Source organism: Thiocystis minor (assembly GCF_016653465.1).
GTDB classification, from domain to species: Bacteria; Pseudomonadota; Gammaproteobacteria; order Chromatiales; family Chromatiaceae; genus Chromatium; species Chromatium minus.
Window position 1 is genome coordinate 1 of the sequence record NZ_NHSQ01000035.1, and the last position, 17875, is coordinate 17875.

At 62.6% G+C, this 17875-nt stretch carries 13 protein-coding genes and 1 pseudogene; 8 read left to right on the plus strand and 6 right to left on the minus strand.

Annotation, left to right across the window (positions count from 1 at the left end):
- Positions 1 to 200 precede the first annotated feature (200 nt).
- From CCR95_RS02830 to greA, 4 genes and pseudogenes are all read left to right on the plus strand, one after another.
- A pseudogene (locus CCR95_RS02830) lies at positions 201 to 2238 on the plus strand (Tn3 family transposase); the annotation flags it as partial.
- 324 nt (positions 2239 to 2562) lie between these two features.
- On the plus strand, positions 2563 to 3708 hold the full coding sequence (gene carA, locus CCR95_RS02835; protein WP_201091660.1) for a glutamine-hydrolyzing carbamoyl-phosphate synthase small subunit: 1146 nt from the start codon (positions 2563 to 2565) through the stop codon (positions 3706 to 3708).
- Positions 3708 to 6917, plus strand: a complete 3210-nt coding sequence (carB, locus tag CCR95_RS02840; RefSeq protein ID WP_201091665.1) for a carbamoyl-phosphate synthase large subunit — start codon at positions 3708 to 3710, stop codon at positions 6915 to 6917. Before carA ends, carB begins: the two co-directional genes overlap by 1 nt.
- A 116-nt stretch (positions 6918 to 7033) precedes the next feature.
- Positions 7034 to 7510: a transcription elongation factor GreA gene (gene greA / locus CCR95_RS02845; RefSeq protein WP_201091667.1), complete on the plus strand. Its 477-nt coding sequence runs from the start codon at positions 7034 to 7036 to the stop codon at positions 7508 to 7510.
- Positions 7511 to 7582: 72 nt separating this feature from the next.
- On the opposite strand, the gene CCR95_RS02850 is transcribed toward greA, so the two are convergent.
- The gene (locus tag CCR95_RS02850) at positions 7583 to 8122 is read right to left on the minus strand and encodes a zinc ribbon-containing protein (protein WP_201091668.1); all 540 of its coding nucleotides are present in this window, start codon (positions 8120 to 8122) and stop codon (positions 7583 to 7585) included.
- Positions 8123 to 8241: 119 nt separating this feature from the next.
- On the opposite strand from CCR95_RS02850, the gene leuS reads away from it, so the two are divergent.
- The 3 genes from leuS (at position 8242) to holA (ending at position 12430) form a co-directional block, all read left to right on the plus strand.
- Positions 8242 to 10800, plus strand: coding sequence for a leucine--tRNA ligase (leuS, locus tag CCR95_RS02855; protein WP_201091669.1), 2559 nt, complete (start codon positions 8242 to 8244; stop codon positions 10798 to 10800).
- Between the two features lie 127 nt (positions 10801 to 10927).
- Positions 10928 to 11389, plus strand: a complete 462-nt coding sequence (locus CCR95_RS02860) for an LPS-assembly lipoprotein LptE (RefSeq protein ID WP_242523023.1) — start codon at positions 10928 to 10930, stop codon at positions 11387 to 11389.
- Positions 11390 to 11398: 9 nt separating this feature from the next.
- Positions 11399 to 12430 (plus strand): DNA polymerase III subunit delta, encoded by a 1032-nt coding sequence (gene holA / locus CCR95_RS02865; RefSeq protein WP_201091673.1) that lies wholly within the window; start codon positions 11399 to 11401, stop codon positions 12428 to 12430.
- Between the two features lie 220 nt (positions 12431 to 12650).
- On the opposite strand, the gene CCR95_RS02870 is transcribed toward holA, so the two are convergent.
- The 3 genes from CCR95_RS02870 to CCR95_RS02880 are packed head-to-tail and all read right to left on the minus strand — an operon-like array spanning position 12651 to position 15354.
- Positions 12651 to 13550, minus strand: coding sequence for a glycosyltransferase (locus tag CCR95_RS02870; RefSeq protein WP_201091675.1), 900 nt, complete (start codon positions 13548 to 13550; stop codon positions 12651 to 12653).
- Positions 13551 to 13603: 53 nt separating this feature from the next.
- Positions 13604 to 15004: a GH1 family beta-glucosidase gene (locus tag CCR95_RS02875; RefSeq protein WP_201091677.1), complete on the minus strand. Its 1401-nt coding sequence runs from the start codon at positions 15002 to 15004 to the stop codon at positions 13604 to 13606.
- Between the two features lie 29 nt (positions 15005 to 15033).
- Complete coding sequence (locus CCR95_RS02880) at positions 15034 to 15354, minus strand: hypothetical protein (RefSeq protein WP_242523024.1); 321 nt, start codon at positions 15352 to 15354, stop codon at positions 15034 to 15036.
- Positions 15355 to 15377: 23 nt separating this feature from the next.
- On the opposite strand from CCR95_RS02880, the gene CCR95_RS02885 reads away from it, so the two are divergent.
- Positions 15378 to 15929: a YaeQ family protein gene (locus CCR95_RS02885; RefSeq protein WP_201091679.1), complete on the plus strand. Its 552-nt coding sequence runs from the start codon at positions 15378 to 15380 to the stop codon at positions 15927 to 15929.
- A gap of 5 nt (positions 15930 to 15934) precedes the next feature.
- On the opposite strand, the gene CCR95_RS02890 is transcribed toward CCR95_RS02885, so the two are convergent.
- A complete protein-coding gene (locus CCR95_RS02890; protein WP_201091687.1) occupies positions 15935 to 16528 on the minus strand; it encodes a L,D-transpeptidase family protein in 594 nt (197 codons plus the stop codon).
- Between the two features lie 95 nt (positions 16529 to 16623).
- Positions 16624 to 17820 (minus strand): class I SAM-dependent rRNA methyltransferase, encoded by a 1197-nt coding sequence (locus CCR95_RS02895; RefSeq protein WP_201091689.1) that lies wholly within the window; start codon positions 17818 to 17820, stop codon positions 16624 to 16626.
- Positions 17821 to 17875: the final 55 nt, after the last annotated feature.

The window sequence follows — 17875 nt, forward strand, 5'->3', positions numbered from 1 at the left end:
AAGGCGACCCGCGCCGAGCCGGCGCAGCTGGCGATCATCCAGGCGCTGGGCAGCGATCCCAGCCCGGGAGGGATACAGAAAATGATTGTCTGAATCGTCCGGTTTCACAAAATTTCACGAATGTAGTGCCACTGAGCGATTTTTTCCGCTGTAAGCGGATGATCTTAAAAGAGAAATAATCTGAGGCGTTAAACTTGGGCTGGCTGGCCTGGCTGCGCCAGTCACCCGCCAAGCCGAACTCGCGGCACATGCTGGAACATATCGAACGCCTCAAGGCTTGGCAGGCACTTGATTTGCCCGTCGGCATCGAACGGCTGATTCACCAGAACCGCCTGCTCAAGATCGCCCGTGAGGGTGGCCAGATGACGCCTGCCGACTTGGCCAAGTTCGAGCCGCAACGCCGCAACGCGACCCTGGTCGCGCTCGCCATCGAGGGCATGGCCACCGTCACCGACGAAATCATCGATTTACATGACCGCATTCTGGGCAAGCTGTTCAACGTGGCCAAAAACAAACATCAGCAGCAATTCCAAGCATCCGGCAAGGCGATCAACGCAAAAGTGCGGCTGTTCAGCTGCATCGGCCAGGCGCTGATTGACGCCAAGGAAAACGGCAGCGACCCATTCGCCGCCATTGAGGCCGTCATGTCCTGGGACGCCTTCGCCGAGAGCGTCACCGAAGCGCAAAAGCTCGCGCAGCCCGAGGACTTCGATTTCCTGCACCGCATCGGCGAGCGCTACGCCACGCTGCGCCGCTACGCGCCGGAATTCCTCGACGTGCTCAAGCTGCGGGCCGCGCCCGCCGCCAAGGACGTGCTTGATGCCATCAATGTGCTGCGTGGCATGAACCGCGACCACGCCCGCAAGGTGCCCGCCGGTGCGCCGACCGCTTTCATTAAGCCGCGCTGGCAGAAGCTGGTGATGACCGACGCCGGCATCGACCGGCGCTACTACGAACTGTGCGCGCTGTCGGAGCTGAAGAACGCGCTGCGCTCCGGCGACATCTGGGTGCAGGGATCACGCTAGTTCAAGGATTTCGAGGACTACCTGGTGCCGACTGCGAAATTCGCCAGCCTCAAGCAGGCCAGCGAATTGCCGCTGGCCGTGGCCACCGACTGCGACCAGTACCTGCATGACCGGCTGACGCGACTGGAAACGCAGCTCGCCACCACCAACCGCCTGGCGCTGGCCAACGAGTTGCCGGACGCCATCATCACGGAGTCGGGCTTGAAGATCACGCCGCTCGATGCAGCGGTGCCCGATACCGCGCAGGCGTTGATCGACCAGACGGCGATGATCCTGCCGCACGTCAAGATCACCGAACTGCTGCTGGAGGTGGAGGAATGGACAGGTTTCACCCGGCATTTCACACACCTGAAATCGGGCGATTTAGCCAAAGACAAGAACCGGCTGCTGACCACGATCCTGGCCGACGCGATCAACCTGGGCCTGACCAAGATGGCAGAATCGTGCCCCGGCACCACCGACGCCAAGCTGTCCTGGCTGCAAGCCTGGCACATCCGCGACGAAACCTATTCGACGGCGCTAGCGGAGCTGGTCAATGCGCAGCTCCGGCATCCTTTCGCCGAGCATTGGGGCGACGGCACCACGTCATCCTCGGACGGCCAAAACTTCCGCACCGGCAGCAAAGCCGAGAGCACCGGGCACATCAACCCGAAATACGGCAGCAGTCCAGGACGGACGTTCTACACCCACATTTCCGACCAGTACGCGCCGTTTCACGCCAAGGTGGTCAATGTCGGTGTGCGCGACTCGACCTATGTGCTCGACGGCTTGCTGTACCACGAATCTGACCTGCGCATTGAGGAACACTACACCGACACGGCAGGCTTCACCGATCACGTCTTCGGCCTGATGCATCTGCTGGGCTTCCGTTTTGCGCCGCGCATCCGCGACCTGGGCGACACCAAATTGTTCATCCCCAAAGGTGAAGCCAGTTACGACGCACTCAAGCCGATGATGAGCAGCGACCGGTTGAACATCAAGGCCATCCGCGCTCACTGGGATGACATCCTGCGGCTGGCCACCTCGATCAAACAAGGCACGGTCACGGCCTCCCTGATGCTGAGAAAGCTCGGCAGTTACCCGCGCCAGAACGGTCTGGCTGTGGCACTGCGCGAGCTGGGTCGCATTGAGCGCACGCTGTTCATCCTGGACTGGCTGCAAAGCGTCGAGCTGCGCCGCCGCGTCCAGGCCGGGCTGAACAAGGGCGAGGCCCNGGTCGATGACACACTGTTGCAGTATCTGTCGCCGCTCGGCTGGGAGCACATCAACCTGACCGGCGATTATGTGTGGCGCAGCAGCGCCAAGATCGGTGCGGGCAAGTTCAGGCCGCTACGCCCGCTGTAACCAGCTTAGCGTGCTTTATTTTCCGTTTTCTGAGACGACCCCTACTGCGCGCGTGGACAGTTCGGCGGCGGTTCTTTAGAATCCTCCGGGATAAGCGCCCTGCCTGCGGCGCTAAATACGATACGTGCTGATGCCGTCCTCTACACTTCCCGTCGCGGTCGTCGCACGTCCTCGCCCGGATTCGGAGATACCCTTGAGAAAACCCGCGGTTCTGGTTCTGGAAGACGGCTCGGTCTTCCGCGGAACGTCAATTGGTGCCGATGGCACGAGCGTCGGCGAGGTGGTCTTCAATACCGCCATGTCCGGCTACCAGGAGATTCTGACCGATCCCTCGTATCTCCGGCAACTCGTCACCCTGACTTATCCGCATATCGGCAATGTCGGCGCCAACCCCGAGGATGAAGAGTCCGGCGCCATTCAGGCGGCGGGGCTCATCGTCCGCGATCTGCCGATGCTGCCGAGTAATTATCGGCTGCGCGAGCGGCTCGACGACTATCTGATCCGTCAGGGCGTCGTCGGGATTGCGGACATCGACACCCGACGCCTGACGCGCATTCTGCGCGAGAAGGGCGCCCAAAACGGCTGTCTTCAGGCCGGCGACGCGCTCGACGAAGCGGCGGCGCTGGCCGATGCGCGCGCCTTTCCGGGTCTCAAGGGCATGGATCTGGCCCAGCATGCATCGACCAAGGAAGCCTATCCCTGGGCGCAGGGCGTCTGGACGCTGGACGGCGGTTTGCCGGAACCCTTGATGCCGGTGGGCGAGCGCCTTCCCTATCATGTCGTCGCCTACGATTACGGCATCAAGCGCAACATTCTGCGGATGTTGGTCGCGCGCGGCTGCCATGTCACCGTGGTGCCGGCGCACATGCCGGCGGCGACCGTGCTGGCGCTGCAACCCGACGGCGTCTTTCTTTCCAATGGTCCGGGCGACCCCGAGCCCTGCGACTATGCGATCGCGGCGATTCGTGAGTTGCTGGAGACGGACATGCCGCTATTCGGGATCTGTCTCGGCCATCAACTGCTGGGTCTGGCGTGTGGAGCGCGCACGCTGAAGATGAAGTTTGGTCATCATGGCGCGAACCATCCGGTGCAGGATCTCAAGACTGGCGCAGTCATGATCAGCAGCCAGAATCATGGCTTCGCGGTGGACGAGGCCAGTCTGCCCGACACCCTGGAGGCCACTCATCGCTCGCTGTTCGACGGTTCGCTACAAGGCATTCATCACCGCCAGCGTCCCGCCTTCAGTTTTCAGGGGCATCCCGAGGCCAGTCCCGGACCCCATGATGTCGCGCCGGTGTTCGACCACTTTATCGATCTGATTCGCGAGCGGAAGAACTGATGCCCAAGCGTACCGACATCCACAGCATCCTGATTATCGGCTCCGGCCCTATCGTCATCGGTCAGGCGTGCGAGTTCGACTACTCCGGGGCACAGGCGTGCAAGGCGCTGCGCGAGGAGGGCTACCGGGTGGTGCTGGTGAACTCCAATCCGGCCACCATCATGACCGACCCGGAAATGGCGGACGCCACCTACATCGAGCCGGTCACCTGGCGCGCGGTCGCCGCCATTATCGAGAAGGAACGCCCGGAGGCGCTGCTGCCGACCATGGGCGGACAGACCGCGCTCAACTGCGCGCTCGATCTGGTGCGCGAGGGCGTGCTCGAACGCTTCGGCGTCGAGCTGATCGGCGCCTCGCGCGAAGCTATCGACAAGGCCGAGGACCGCGATCTCTTCCGTCAGGCCATGCGCCGCATCGGGCTCGACATGCCGCGTTCAGCGATCGCCCACAGCCTGGAGGAGGCGATCCAGGTTCAGGCATCGATCGGCTTTCCGACCATCATTCGGCCCTCTTTCACCATGGGCGGGAGCGGCGGCGGCATCGCCTACAATCAGGAAGAGTTCGAGGAAATCTGCCGGCGCGGACTCGATCTGTCGCCGACCCGCGAGCTGCTGATCGAGGAATCGGCGCTCGGCTGGAAAGAATACGAGATGGAAGTGGTCCGCGACCGCGCGGATAACTGCATCATCATCTGCTCGATCGAGAATTTCGATCCCATGGGCGTGCACACCGGCGACTCCATCACGGTCGCGCCGGCCCAGACCCTGACTGACCGCGAATATCAGATCATGCGCAACGCCGCCATCGCGGTGCTGCGCGAGATCGGCGTCGACACCGGCGGATCGAACGTTCAGTTCGCGATCAACCCGGCCGACGGGCGCATGATCATCATCGAGATGAACCCGCGGGTGTCGCGTTCCTCCGCGCTGGCCTCCAAAGCGACCGGTTTCCCGATCGCCAAGGTCGCCGCCAAGCTGGCCGTGGGCTACACGCTCGACGAGCTGCGCAACGAGATCACCGGTGGCGCCACTCCGGCCTCGTTCGAGCCGAGCATCGACTATGTCGTCACCAAGATCCCGCGTTTCGCCTTCGAGAAATTTCCCCTGGCCGATGCCCGTCTGACCACTCAGATGAAATCGGTCGGCGAGGTCATGGCCATCGGGCGGACCTTCCAGGAGTCCCTGCAGAAGGCGATCCGGGGCCTGGAAATCGATCGGTACGGACTCGATGAAATCGTCGATCTCGCCGACCCAGACGCCATTGACAAGATCCGGCTGGAGGTGCGCCAGACCGGCGCCGAGCGCATCTTCTATGTGGCCGATGCCTTCCGCGTGGGCATCAGCCTGGAGGAAATCCACGAGCTAAGCTGGATCGACCCCTGGTTTCTGGCCCAGATCGAGGATCTGGTCCGCGCCGAGGGCGAGCTGCGCATCGCGGGCCGCGCCGGTCTCACGCTGGAGCGTCTGCGCGCGCTCAAGCGGCAGGGCTTCTCGGACCGCCGCATCGCCCATCTGGTGGGCGGCAAGGAAGGCGAGATCCGTGCGCTCCGGCATGCACAGGGCCTGCGCCCGGTTTTCAAACGGGTCGACACCTGCGCCGCCGAATTCGCCTCCAGCACCGCCTATCTCTACTCCACCTACGAGGAAGAATGCGAGGCCGACCCGACCGATCGCAAGAAGATCATGGTGCTCGGCGGCGGGCCGAATCGCATCGGTCAGGGCATCGAGTTCGATTACTGCTGCGTTCATGCCGCCTTCGCCATGCGCGAGGACGGCTATGAAACCATTATGGTCAACTGCAACCCGGAGACCGTTTCCACCGATTACGACACCTCCGACCGGCTCTATTTCGAGCCGCTGACCCTGGAAGACGTGCTGGAGATCGTCGACAGGGAACGCCCACTCGGCGTCATCGTCCAGTACGGTGGTCAGACCCCGTTGAAACTCGCCCGTGACCTGGAAGCGGCCGGCGTTCCCATCATCGGCACCAGTCCGGACTGTATCGACCTGGCCGAGGATCGAGAGCGTTTCCAGCAATTGATCCAGCAACTGGGTCTGCGCCAGCCGCCGAATGCGACCGCCCGCAGCGAATCCGAGGCGGTCGCGAAGGCCGCCGACATTGGCTATCCACTGGTGGTACGTCCCTCCTATGTGCTGGGCGGGCGGGCGATGGAGATCGTCTTCGACGAGTCGGAACTCAACCGCTACATGCGCGAGGCGGTGCGGGTCTCCAACGAATCGCCCGTCCTGCTCGACCGCTTTCTCGACGACGCCATCGAGGTCGACGTGGACGCCATCTGCGACGGCACCGACGTGCTGATCGGCGGCATCATGGAACACATCGAACAGGCCGGCGTGCATTCGGGCGATTCGGCCTGTTCGCTGCCGCCCTATACCCTCTCGGCCTCGATCCAGGACCACATGCGCGAGCAGATGGCCCGCATGGCTCGGGCGCTGAACGTGGTCGGACTGATGAACGCGCAATTCGCCATCAAGGGCGATGACATCTACATTCTGGAGGTCAATCCCCGTGCCTCGCGCACGGTGCCCTTCGTCTCCAAGGCCATCGGCCTGGCGCTCGCCAAGGTCGCGGCCCGCTGCATGGTCGGCAAGACGCTGGCCGAACAGGGGCTGCGGCGCGAGCTGAAACCCAAGCATTATTTCGTCAAGGAAGCGGTGTTCCCCTTCGTGAAGTTCCCCGGTGTGGATACCCTGCTCGGACCCGAAATGAAGTCCACCGGCGAGGTCATGGGGGTTGGCGAATCCTTCGGCGAGGCCTATGCCAAGGCGCAGGAAGGGGCCGGAAGTCTCCTGCCGCGACGCGGCGGCAAGGCCCTGCTGAGCGTGCGCGAGGCGGACAAGACACGCCTGATCCGGGTTGCGCGCGATCTTCTGGACTTCGGATTCACGCTCTACGGCACCCATGGAACGGCCGCAGCGATCCGCGAGGCCGGTCTGGACTGTGTCGGCGTCAACAAGGTCGCCGAAGGGCGTCCGCACATCGTCGACATGATCAAGAACAACGAGATCGGCTTCATCGTCAACACGACCGAAGGGGCCAAGGCAATCGCCGATTCGGCCGCGATCCGGCGTGCCGCGCTTCAGCACAAGGTTGCCTATACCACGACCATCGCGGGCGCCGAGGCGACCTGTCTGGCGTTGAAACAACTGGACATCGTCAGCGTCAATCGGTTACAAGATCTTTATTGATTCGTGATTGGCGGGCGTTTTTTGGGCGCCCGCCATTTTTTATCGAGAGCCCGCAAGGGGTTCGAATCGCCGCCGATATGGCTTCGTTGCGGCGTCTCCAGACGAGGAAATCACCCATGAACAAGGTCCCTCTGACCGCCAGGGGCGCTGAAAAATTGCGCGAGGAACTGGATCGGCTCAAACGCATCGAGCGCCCACGCATCATCGAGGCGATCGCCGAGGCCCGCGCGCACGGCGATCTCAAGGAAAACGCCGAGTACCACGCGGCGCGCGAGCAACAGAGTTTCGTCGAGGGCCGCATCAAGGACATCGACGGCAAGCTCTCGAATGCGCAGATCATCGACGTCACCCAGCTTCCGGCCACTGGACGAGTGGTTTTTGGCGCGACGGTTCGCGTGCTTGAACTCGATAAGGAGGAAGAACTCAGCTATCAGATCGTCGGCGAGGACGAGGCCGATCTCAAGTTGGGCATGATCTCCATCGGCTCGCCCATCGCCCGTTGTCTGATCGGCAAGAGCGAGGGCGATGTGACGTCGCTTGCCGCGCCCGGCGGGATTCGGGAGTTCGAGATTCTGGAAGTTCGCTACATTTGAATCGATTCGGACGATGATTGCCCGCCACTGACACCCCGCAGTACACCCCGCAGGGCATCTTCGGCGGTGGGACTACGCCGTTTTATCCGTCTCCTCGCCGCGCCGACGGAAACTGGTTCCGCCGCATTCGGCGCAGATCGGAATCCGCCCGGCCTTGACGAAATGGGTCTCGGCACCGCAGCGGTCGCAGATGAGCGTCCCCGGTCCCGTGACCTCGCCGGCCTGATACAAACTCATCCGGCGCGCGTTCTCGGCCCATTGGGCAAGTTGCAGACTGGTCTGGTCGGCGACCTGGGTGAACATATCCATCATCCGCCGCTCGATCAGTTCCAGATCGAAGCGCCACCAGTCGCGCATTTCCTGGCCGGTCTCGGCGATGTAGTTGGCGGCGTCCTCGATATCGCGCTTGATGTAGTCGGAGACTTTTTCCGCCTCCTCGCGGGTCAACTCACCGAGTTCGACCATGTTGTCGCGCGCCTTGTCGAGGATCTCGCGGAATTTGGGCACGGACTCCTTCTGCGCCTTTTCGATCGTCTCGTGCGTTTGCTTGAGCATCTGCTCGTAGGCATGCACCAGTTTGTCGGTGGTGTCGTGTTTGTGTTCTTCGGTCATGGACGAATTCCCGCGTGAGTGGACGTTCACCGTTCAGGGATTAGGATAGCAAAAGCCTCTGCGGTATCCTTGCGAAAGATCGAATTCCCTTCCAACCGCCGATAGCAAGACACCATTCCATGCAGACCGACTACGATCCGCGCGCCGTCGAGACGGCAGCCCAGCACTATTGGGAAGAGCACCAGTCCTTCAAGGCCGTCGAGGATCCGTCCCGCGAGAAATTCTACTGCCTGTCCATGTTCCCCTACCCATCGGGGCGGCTGCACATGGGGCATGTGCGTAACTACACCATCGGCGACGTGATCGCGCGCTATCAGCGGATGCAGGGCAAGAACGTGCTGCAACCTATGGGCTGGGACGCCTTCGGTCTGCCGGCCGAAAACGCCGCCATCCAGCACGGCATTCCGCCGTCGCAATGGACCCGCGCGAACATCGCCTACATGAAGGACCAGCTCAAATCCCTGGGCTTCGGGTACGACTGGAAACGCGAGCTGGCGACCTGCGACCCGGACTATTATCGCTGGGAGCAGTGGCTTTTCACCCGGCTGATGGAGAAAGGACTGGCTTATCGCGCCAAGACCACGGTCAACTGGGATCCCATCGATCAGACCGTGCTGGCCAACGAGCAGGTGATCGACGGTCGCGGCTGGCGCTCGGGCGCGCCGGTCGAGAAGCGCGAAATCGAACAGTGGCTGGTGCGCATCACCGATTACGCGCAGGAGCTGCTGGACGCGCTCGACGGGCTGGACGGCTGGCCAGAGCGCGTGCGGATCATGCAGCGCAATTGGATCGGGCGCTCCGAGGGCGTCCACATGGATTTTGGCATCGCGGGCAGCGACGAGACGCTCGGGATCTACACCACCCGTCCCGATACGGTCATGGGCGTCACCTATGTCGCCGTCGCCGCCGAACACCCTCTGGCGCATCGCGCCGCCGTTGACAACCCCGAGATCGCCGCCTTCATCGAGGACTGCCGTCAGGGCGGCACCTCCGAGGCCGAGATTGAGACCATGGAGAAGAAGGGCCAGCGGCTGGGCATCGACGCCCTTCATCCGATCACCGGCGAGCCGGTGCCGATCTTCGCCGCCAACTTCGTGCTGATGGGCTATGGCACCGGCGCGGTGATGGCAGTGCCGGCGCACGATCAGCGCGATTGGGAGTTTGCCGATCGCTATGGTATCCCGAAAAAGGCGGTCATTCGTTCCGCTGACGACAGCCCGTGTAGCATCGAACAGGCCGCCTATACCGAAAAGGGCGTGCTCTTCGATTCCGGCCCCTTCGATGATCTGACCTCCGCGCAAGCCTTCGATGCCATCGCCGACTGGCTGGCGGAGCGGGGCAGAGGACAGAAAACGGTCAACTTCCGCCTGCGCGACTGGGGCGTCTCGCGCCAGCGGTACTGGGGCTGCCCGATTCCGGTGGTTCGGACCGCCGATGGCGGAACCCGTCCCGAAACTGATCTTCCGGTGCGTCTGCCCGAAGACGTGATCGTCGACGGCTCCGGCTCGCCCCTGAAAAAGATGCCGGCATTCTCCGATCTCCCGAGCGGGGAGACCAGGGAAACCGACACCTTCGATACCTTCTTCGAGTCGAGCTGGTACTACGCCCGCTACTGTTCGGCGGGTTGCGACACCGCCATGCTCGACGCGCGTGCCAACTACTGGCTGCCGGTCGATCAATATGTCGGCGGGATCGAGCATGCCGTGCTGCATCTGCTCTATGCGCGCTTCTTCCATAAACTGATGCGCGACGAGGGGCTGGTCGACTGCGACGAGCCATTCAAAAACCTGCTAACCCAGGGCATGGTGGTCGCCGAGACCTGGTTTCGCGAGGATGCAGACGGACGCAAGCAGTGGTTCAATCCGACAGACATCGTGATCGAGCGCGACGAGAAAGGCAAACTGGTGGGCGCCGTTCTCAAGTCCGATGGCCAGCCGGTGAGTTTCGGCGGCATCGAAAAGATGTCCAAGTCCAAGAACAATGGCGTCGATCCGCAATCGCTGACCGAACGCTATGGCGCCGACACGGTGCGGCTCTACACCATGTTCACCTCGCCGCCGGATCAGTCGCTGGAATGGAACGATGAGGGGGTCGAGGGCGCGTTCCGCTTCATCAAGCGGCTGTGGGCGCTGGCCGTGGGCGAGTCGGAGTCGATCCAGTCCGCCGCCGCGCTCGCGGGCGAGCTGGATGACGCCGACCGCGACGCGCGTCGCGAGCTTCACGCGACCCTGAACAAGGCGCTGTTCGACTATGAGCGACAGCAGTTCAACACCGTGGTCTCGGCCTGCATGACCATGGTCAATACGCTCTATCGACTGGAGCCTTCCGCCGCGCGCGCGGCCATCGTGCGCGAAGGCGTGGGCATCGTGCTGCGGTTGCTGGCGCCGATCTCACCGCATGTCACGCACCATCTGTGGCGCGAACTCGGCTTTGGCGAGGATATTCTTTCCGCCCCCTGGCCGACGGTGGATGACGATGCGCTCCGGCAGGACAGCATCGAGTATGTGGTGCAGGTCAACGGTAAGGTGCGCGCCAGCGTCAAGGTGCCCGCCGACGCGGACCGGGAGACGATCCAGGCGGCGGCCCTGACTAACGGGCAGGTGCTCAAATTTATTGGCGACAAGGCCGTGCGCAAGGTCATTCTGGTGCCGAACAAGCTCGTCAATATCGTGGCCTGATGTTTTTACTTCGTAAAAATAGGATGATTTTTGAAGAGGCGATTTGAAGATGCTTGAGCGTCCCGCGGGTGACTTTTGCGTTCGCGTTTTAGCGGAGTCACGGAACGTCGGGTTCCTGGTGCTGTTGATGACACTGTCAATCCTAACCGGTTGCGGTTTTCATCTGCGCGGCAGCATCGAGATTCCGCCGGCGCTGAATCCGCTCTATCTCCAGTCCGCGCCCGGCTCGCCGGTGCGCCGGGCGATCGAGGATTTGTTGTCGGGCAGCGACGTGCGCCTGACCGAGAATCCCGCCGAGGCCAAGCTGATTCTGCGCATCCTGTCCGAGAATCGTTCCTCGCGGGTCGCGGCGGTGGACGCGAACGGCAAGACGCTCGCCTTCGAGCTGCATTATTTGGTGCGCTTCGATGCGGTCGCGCCCGATGGTGCGCAAAAAGTCCCGCCCCAGACGCTGGATCTGGTCCGAAACTTCGATAATCCGGATGTCGAGGTGCTCGGGAAGCAACTCGAAGAAGAACTCATCTATCAGGATTTCGCCACCGACGCTGCGGACCGTATTCTGATGCGTCTGCGGGCCGTGTTGATTTAGCCGCCAGTTATGCAACTCCGTTTCAACCAACTACCGGGCCAACTCAAGCATGGACTGGCGCCCGTGTATCTACTCTGCGGCGACGAGCCGTATCAGCTCGGCGAGGCCGCGCGACTGATTCGCGAGCAGGCGCGGCGCAAGGGATTCGACGAGCGCGAAATCCTGGACGCGGACGCCAACTTCGACTGGAATCTCCTGGCGGCGTCGGCCGATGCCATGTCGCTGTTCTCGGCCCGCAAACTGATCGAACTGCGCGTCGGCAGCGGCAAGCTGGGCAAGGACGGCGGTGCGGCGGTTCGCGCCTATTGCGCGCGCCCCTGTCCCGATAACCTGCTACTGATCCTCGCGCCCGGCCTGGAGCGTAAGGATCTTCAGACCCAGTGGGCAAAAACGGTCGAGTCCATTGGCGTTCTGGTGCAGGTCTGGCCGATGAAGGAAAAGGAGTTGGAACCCTGGCTCGGGCAGCGCCTGCAGGCCGCGGGATTCCAGGCCGGACCGGGCGTCGCCGCGCTGCTGACCGAACGGGCCGAAGGCAATTTGCTGGCGGCGGTGCAGGAGATCGAAAAGCTGCGTCTGCTGCACGAGCCCGGCCCGCTCATCCTGGATGATCTGCTCGGCAATCTGGCCGACAGCGCCCGTTTCGATCTCTTTGCCCTGACCGACGCGGCGCTGGCCGGCGACCGGGCACGAGTGCAGCGCGTCCTGTCGGTGCTGCGCGGCGAGGGAACCGCCGACGCGCTGGTACTCTGGGTGCTCGCCCGCGAACTGCGGATGCTGGCGGAGATCGCCGGTGCCATCTCGCGGCGGACTTCGCCCGAACCTGTGTTGACCGCGCATCGCGTGCCCCGTCCGCGTCAGGAGGTCATCGCACGCGCGTTGCGACGGCTCTCGCCGGCGCTGCTGCGCCGGTTGCTGCGGGAATGTCTCAAGGCCGATCTGATCATCAAGGGTTTGGCGCCTGGCGATGCCTGGCAGCGTCTGGCCGTCATCGCGGATGCACTGAGCGCGGGAGGCGTTCAGGCGCCTGTCAGCATCGCATGACAGAATCCGCCGGATTCGCCGCGCTTGACGGATGGCAAGCTGGCAATCTCTGCCGTCAGGTGATCGGTATGGGAACTTCGCTCTGTGATGCAGGTCTCATTTGGTGAGCGAAACGGGGCTGTTCATCCCCCTGGCAGCCCCAAGTACCGGCACCCTGCCGGGAAAGCGTTCCCCCGAAGTCTTTACCCCAAGGCTTCGGGGGTTCTTTATGCGACTCGCGTCAGCGCGACAGATAAGCCCGCACGGCCTCCTTCAAGGTATCGAAACTGCGCCGGAGTTCGGTCATGGCGTCCTGAACTTCCGGTGCCTGCTTCACGTCCCGAGCGACCCGCTTGAGCGTTGCGGCATGCTCTCGTCTCCAGACCGCCATCCGCTCGATCAAACGTTTCAACCCCTCGTCCGCTCCGTTATTTTTGCCCGAGGGCGCGTAGCCAAATTGGTAGTCGACGATGTCTTCGGTCACCTCGCCCTTGAAAAGTCGGTGCAGTTCGACCTGGAGACACTTGGCGCTGTAGCTGAAGCGTCCGTCCTTTTCCAGACGCCGCACGCTCATGCGGATCTGGGTGGATTCGAGCAGGTGCAGCGGGGCATGGCGGGCGGTGCGCTTGACGAAATCATGATCCTCGGCCAGCCGGAGCGTTTCGTCGAAGCCGCCGACAAGGTCAAAGAGGTCGTGATCGACGAAAATGGCGAAACCGCCGGCATGTGGCGCGGTCTTGAGACTGAGCCTGACGAATTGGTTGGCGAGTTCGAAGAGGAGCGCATCGAGCGGATGGTCGGAATCCGGCTCAAACCCACAGGTCGCGAGTCGCATCCCCTCCGTCTCCATCTCTCCGAGCGCCTTTTCCAGAAAGTCCGCTGGCGGCAGGACATCGGCATCGAGGAAAAACAGCCACGCGCCGCGCGCCACCCCGGCGCCGCGGTTGCGGCCCACCGCCGGCATCCCGCCCTCGGTCAGGATCACGCCTCGCGCGCGGCAGATTGCGCGCGTCTCGTCGGTCGAGCCGGCATCGGCCACGATGGTCTCAAAGTCGCGAAAGGTCTGACGGTCGAGCCGATCCAGCAATCCGGGGAGGAGTTCGGATTCGTTCAGGGTTGGGATGATGACACTGACCTTCATGTTGTCCCCCGATAAAATGGAATCGCGTCCCGCATGACAGGGGTTGGCGCCGGTTAGACCAATTCCAGCGAATCATCGAGCGCCGTGGCAAGCAGCGACCGATACAGAGATTCGTCGAGATCGAAACCGCCAGTACGGCAAACCCCCGCATACCAGCGCGCACTGAGTTTGGGTGTCCGCCGTAGGTTTCGATAGTCGACATGGATCAATCCAAAGCGCTTCGACAGGCCCAGGGACCATTCGAAATTGTCCAGCAGGCTCCAGACGAAATACCCGCGTACATCGCTGCCCGCGTCCATGGCGCGGTGCAGCATGAACAGATAGCCCTCCAGATAGTCGCGCCGCTGCGGGTCGCGAACGCTTCCGTCCAACTCGATCCGATCGACGAAGGCCGCACCGTTCTCAGTAATAAAGACCGGCGGATTGCCGTAACGCGTGCGTAGCCAGGTCAGGGTATCGAGAAAGCTGCGCGGCTCGATCTGCCAGTCCATGTCGGTGTGCCGAGCGTCCGGATCAAGGCTGCGCGCCAGCCGAAAACCCAGCCAGGGTAGCCAGTTGCGTTCCACGATGAGGTGCGAATAGTGGTTGACGCCGACGAAATCGACCGGCTGACCGATGAGCGCCAGATCGCCCGGACGCAAGGTCCGTCGATAGACCGACAGCAGACGCCGGACCGGCGCCGGATAGCGTCCGGCCAGGATCGGATCGGCGAAGAGTCGATTCGCCAGGGCGTCGATTCGCTCAGCCAGGCGGACATCTGAGCGCCGACGCGGGAGCACCGGGAAGAGGTTGAGCGCGGGTCCGACACCGGCATCGGGGACGTGCGCGCGCAGGCGCTGAAGGCCGGCGCCATGGGCCAGCAAGAGATGGTGGGCGACGCGAAAGGCGCGCAGTGGATTGCGTCGACCAGGCGCATGGTCGCCGGAGACATAGCCCGCGGTAGCGATCGTGAGCGGCTCGTTGATGGTGACCCAGTGCTTGACCCGATCGCCCAGGGCGCGCGCGACTGCTTCGGCATAGTCGGCAAAGCGCCAGACCGTGTCGCGCGACTCCCAGCCGCCGCGCTGCTGCTCGAACCAGGGCAGATCCCAGTGGTAGAGGGTCGCGAACGGACGAATCCCGCGTGCGAGCAGTCCATCCGCCAGCCGTTCGTAGAAATCGAGACCCAACCGATTCACCCGCCGCGCGGGGCTGGAGATCACCCGAGGCCAGGAGATGGAGAAGCGATAGGCACCCAGTCCAAGCTCCGCCATGAGATCCAGATCCTCGCGATAGCGCTGATAATGATCGCAGGCAACGCTGGCGTTCGTGCCGTCCAGAATTCGACCACGCCGCGCTGTGAAGCGATCCCAGATCGACGGCGCCTTGCCATCCAGATTGGCGGCCCCCTCGATCTGAAAGGCCGCCGTCGCCGCGCCCCAGATCAGATGGTCGGGAAACTGAATGCGTTGCATGCGAGCGGCGGCCAGGACTGAATGCTGCGTCAGCCGACCGACGTTTCGCAATCCGCGATCAAGGCATCGAGCAACTGCACCGACGATGTCGCTTCCTTCTTGATTTCTCTTAGAAAATCCAGTTCGCTCTTGGAAATCCGGCCGTCCGCGAACAACGCCTTACGCAAGACGTCGACTTCTTTCTGACTGATATGGCCATCGGCAAGAGCAAACGCCTTCGCAACGTCACGCCATTGAGCCATGGAAACACCTCCTCTCCGTTGAATGAATGATCGGCATGACAAAGGATCATGCCGATCTTGCCGCGCTTTCGCGGTTACCATGAGCGTCTGCCCCGCTTGGGGCATCACTCACTCATTCCAGGATAGACCCCATGGCCCTTAAGGCAACTGTGTTCAAGGCGCAGGTTCAGATCAGCGACATGGACCGTCATTATTACGCCAGCCATGCGCTCACCCTGGCCCGTCATCCCTCCGAAACCGACACCCGGATGATGGTCCGGCTATTCGCTTTCTGTCTCTTCGCGGACCCGCTGTTGAGCTTCACCAAGGGACTGTCCACCGACGACGAGCCAGATCTCTGGCAGCGCAGTCTGAGCGGCGAAATCGAACGCTGGATCGAGCTGGGTCAACCGGACGAGCGGCGGCTCCGACAAGCCAGCGGACGCGCCCAGGAAGTGGTGACGATCAATTTCGCGGGCCGGGCGGGCGACCTCTGGTGGCAGCAGAACGGCGCGGGCCTACAACGCCTGCGCAATCTCCGGGTGCTCGACCTGAACAGCGCCGAGGTGCAGGCACTGACCGGACTGGTGGCGCGCTCCATGGATCTCCAGTGCACCATCGATGGCGGTCAGGTCTGGATCGGCAACGGCCAGACGACGGTGGAGTTGACGCCGACCGTGCGGCAGGACAGGGGCGACCGATGAACCGATCAGGGCAGAATCCGAATCGGCGTTCCGTCCGGAACCAGGTTCCAGATCTCGTCGATTTCATGATTCTGGACGGCAATGCAACCGTGGGTCCAATCGCGGTTAATGTACAGACGTCGCATGCTTTCCGACTGGATATAGTTGGGAAGCCCGTGGAGCATGATCATGCCGCCGGGGTTGAACCCAAGCTGGCGGCTGGCGAGTTTATCCTGCTCGTTGGGATAGGAAATATGGATGGCCTTGTAAAAATTGCTCCGGGGATTACGCCAGTTCAACACGTAATCGCCGACTGGCGTGCGCTGATCGCCCTCGCGGTATTTATGGCCGTTGGGCGAGCCGCCAAGGGCGACACGGTATTTCCGCACCACCTGACCTCGGCTGTGCAGTTCGATTTGCCGTTCGGATTTTTTGACCACGACCTGATCGACCGGGCCGTTAGCCTGTTGCGTGACTGGCGGCGTGCTGCCGCAGCCCGTCAGCCCGAGCAGTCCGGTGAGCGCGAGCGCGACGAGTGCGCGCATCCCGAGCGAGCGGGTTTGCCGGTGCCGTGGTTGGGCGCGGTCGACGACGTGGGAATAGTTGGCGTTGAAATGCATGGGGTGAGTCCTGAATCGACGGTGCCGGCTGACCGCCGGCAAAGTTCACAATCAACGCCAGAAAGTTTATGTAAGCCGATGACTAAAATCCAGCTTCAGAATTCCGGCAGCACGCGGAGGAAGCAGGTTTTCAGATAAGCGGTCTCGGAAATGGCCGGGTGCACCGGATGGTCCGGCCCCTGCTGGCCGACTTCCAGCAACTGAAGATTGCGTCCCGCCCGACGCGCCGCGAGTTGTACCGAGCGCAAAAAAGTGTCGCGGTCCATGTGAAAGGAGCAGGAAGACGTGACCAAGAGCCCGCCGGGTTCCAGAACCTCGATTCCGAGCCGGTTGAGCCGCTGATAGGCCTGGGTGCCTTCCTTCTCGTCCTTGCGGCGTTTGATGAAAGCGGGCGGATCGAGAATGACGGTATCGAATCGCTTCCCCTTGTCGCGCAGATCGCGCAAGACCTCGAAGGCGTCGCCATGCAGATGGTTGACGCGATTGTCGAGGTGGTTGCGGGCGGCGTTATCGGCGACCCGTTCCAGCGCGGTGTGCGAGCTGTCCACGCAGGTCACTTCCTCGGCGCCCAGTGCAGCGGCGCGCAGTCCCCAAGCGCCGATATAACTGCACACGTCCAGCACCCGCCTGCCAACCCCATAGCGAGCGAGCCGGGTACGGTTCTCGGCCTGATCGAAGAACCAGCCGGTCTTTTGTCCGCTCAGGGGCGAGACCTCGAACGCTAGTTCGTGCTCGATCAGCGTCAGACGGTCCTCGGGCGTTCCGAGCACCGTTTCCACGCCACGCGGCAGCCCCTCTAGTTCGCGCACGGCGGTGTCGTTGCGCAGCACGATCGCCCTGGGCCGCAGCACCTGTTCCAGCGCGGCCAGGATTTCCCCGCGCACCCGCTCCATCCCGGCGGTCGTGATCTGTACCGCGAGCAAGTCGTCGTAGCGATCCACAATCAGACCCGGCAGACCATCGCTCTCTCCGAACACCAGCCGATAGAAGGGGCGTTTGTAGAGCCGTTCGCGCAGCGCCAGCGCATCATGGATACGTTTGAGCCAGAGGGCCGGACTCAGCGGGTGATTGCGGTCGCGCGTCACGATCCGGGCGCAGATCAGCGAATGCGGATTGACATAGCCATGCCCGATCCAGCGCTCGTGGTCGCTCAGAATCTCGACCGGCTGGCCCGGCTCCAGGTTTTTCAAGGGCGTCGCCTGGGTGTCGACCTCGTTGCTGTAGATCCAGCAATGACCGGCGAGCAGGCGGCGTTCCTGATCTTTGCGCAGGAGGAGTGGCTGAGTCTTCATGATGGGTCTTCCGATCAGGATGAATACGGTTTTCGTTCGTCTGATGCGAAAGACT

Coding starts and splice junctions, on each gene's coding strand:
- CCR95_RS02875 (WP_201091677.1), bottom strand. CDS start 15,004: ATGCAACGCATTCAGTTTCCCGACCATCTGATCTGGGGCGCGGCGACG.
- CCR95_RS02860 (WP_242523023.1), top strand. CDS start 10,928: ATGACACTGTCAATCCTAACCGGTTGCGGTTTTCATCTGCGCGGCAGC.
- greA (WP_201091667.1), top strand. CDS start 7,034: ATGAACAAGGTCCCTCTGACCGCCAGGGGCGCTGAAAAATTGCGCGAG.
- CCR95_RS02895 (WP_201091689.1), bottom strand. CDS start 17,820: ATGAAGACTCAGCCACTCCTCCTGCGCAAAGATCAGGAACGCCGCCTG.
- CCR95_RS02850 (WP_201091668.1), bottom strand. CDS start 8,122: ATGACCGAAGAACACAAACACGACACCACCGACAAACTGGTGCATGCC.
- leuS (WP_201091669.1), top strand. CDS start 8,242: ATGCAGACCGACTACGATCCGCGCGCCGTCGAGACGGCAGCCCAGCAC.
- carB (WP_201091665.1), top strand. CDS start 3,708: ATGCCCAAGCGTACCGACATCCACAGCATCCTGATTATCGGCTCCGGC.
- CCR95_RS02870 (WP_201091675.1), bottom strand. CDS start 13,550: ATGAAGGTCAGTGTCATCATCCCAACCCTGAACGAATCCGAACTCCTC.
- CCR95_RS02890 (WP_201091687.1), bottom strand. CDS start 16,528: ATGCATTTCAACGCCAACTATTCCCACGTCGTCGACCGCGCCCAACCA.
- holA (WP_201091673.1), top strand. CDS start 11,399: ATGCAACTCCGTTTCAACCAACTACCGGGCCAACTCAAGCATGGACTG.
- CCR95_RS02885 (WP_201091679.1), top strand. CDS start 15,378: ATGGCCCTTAAGGCAACTGTGTTCAAGGCGCAGGTTCAGATCAGCGAC.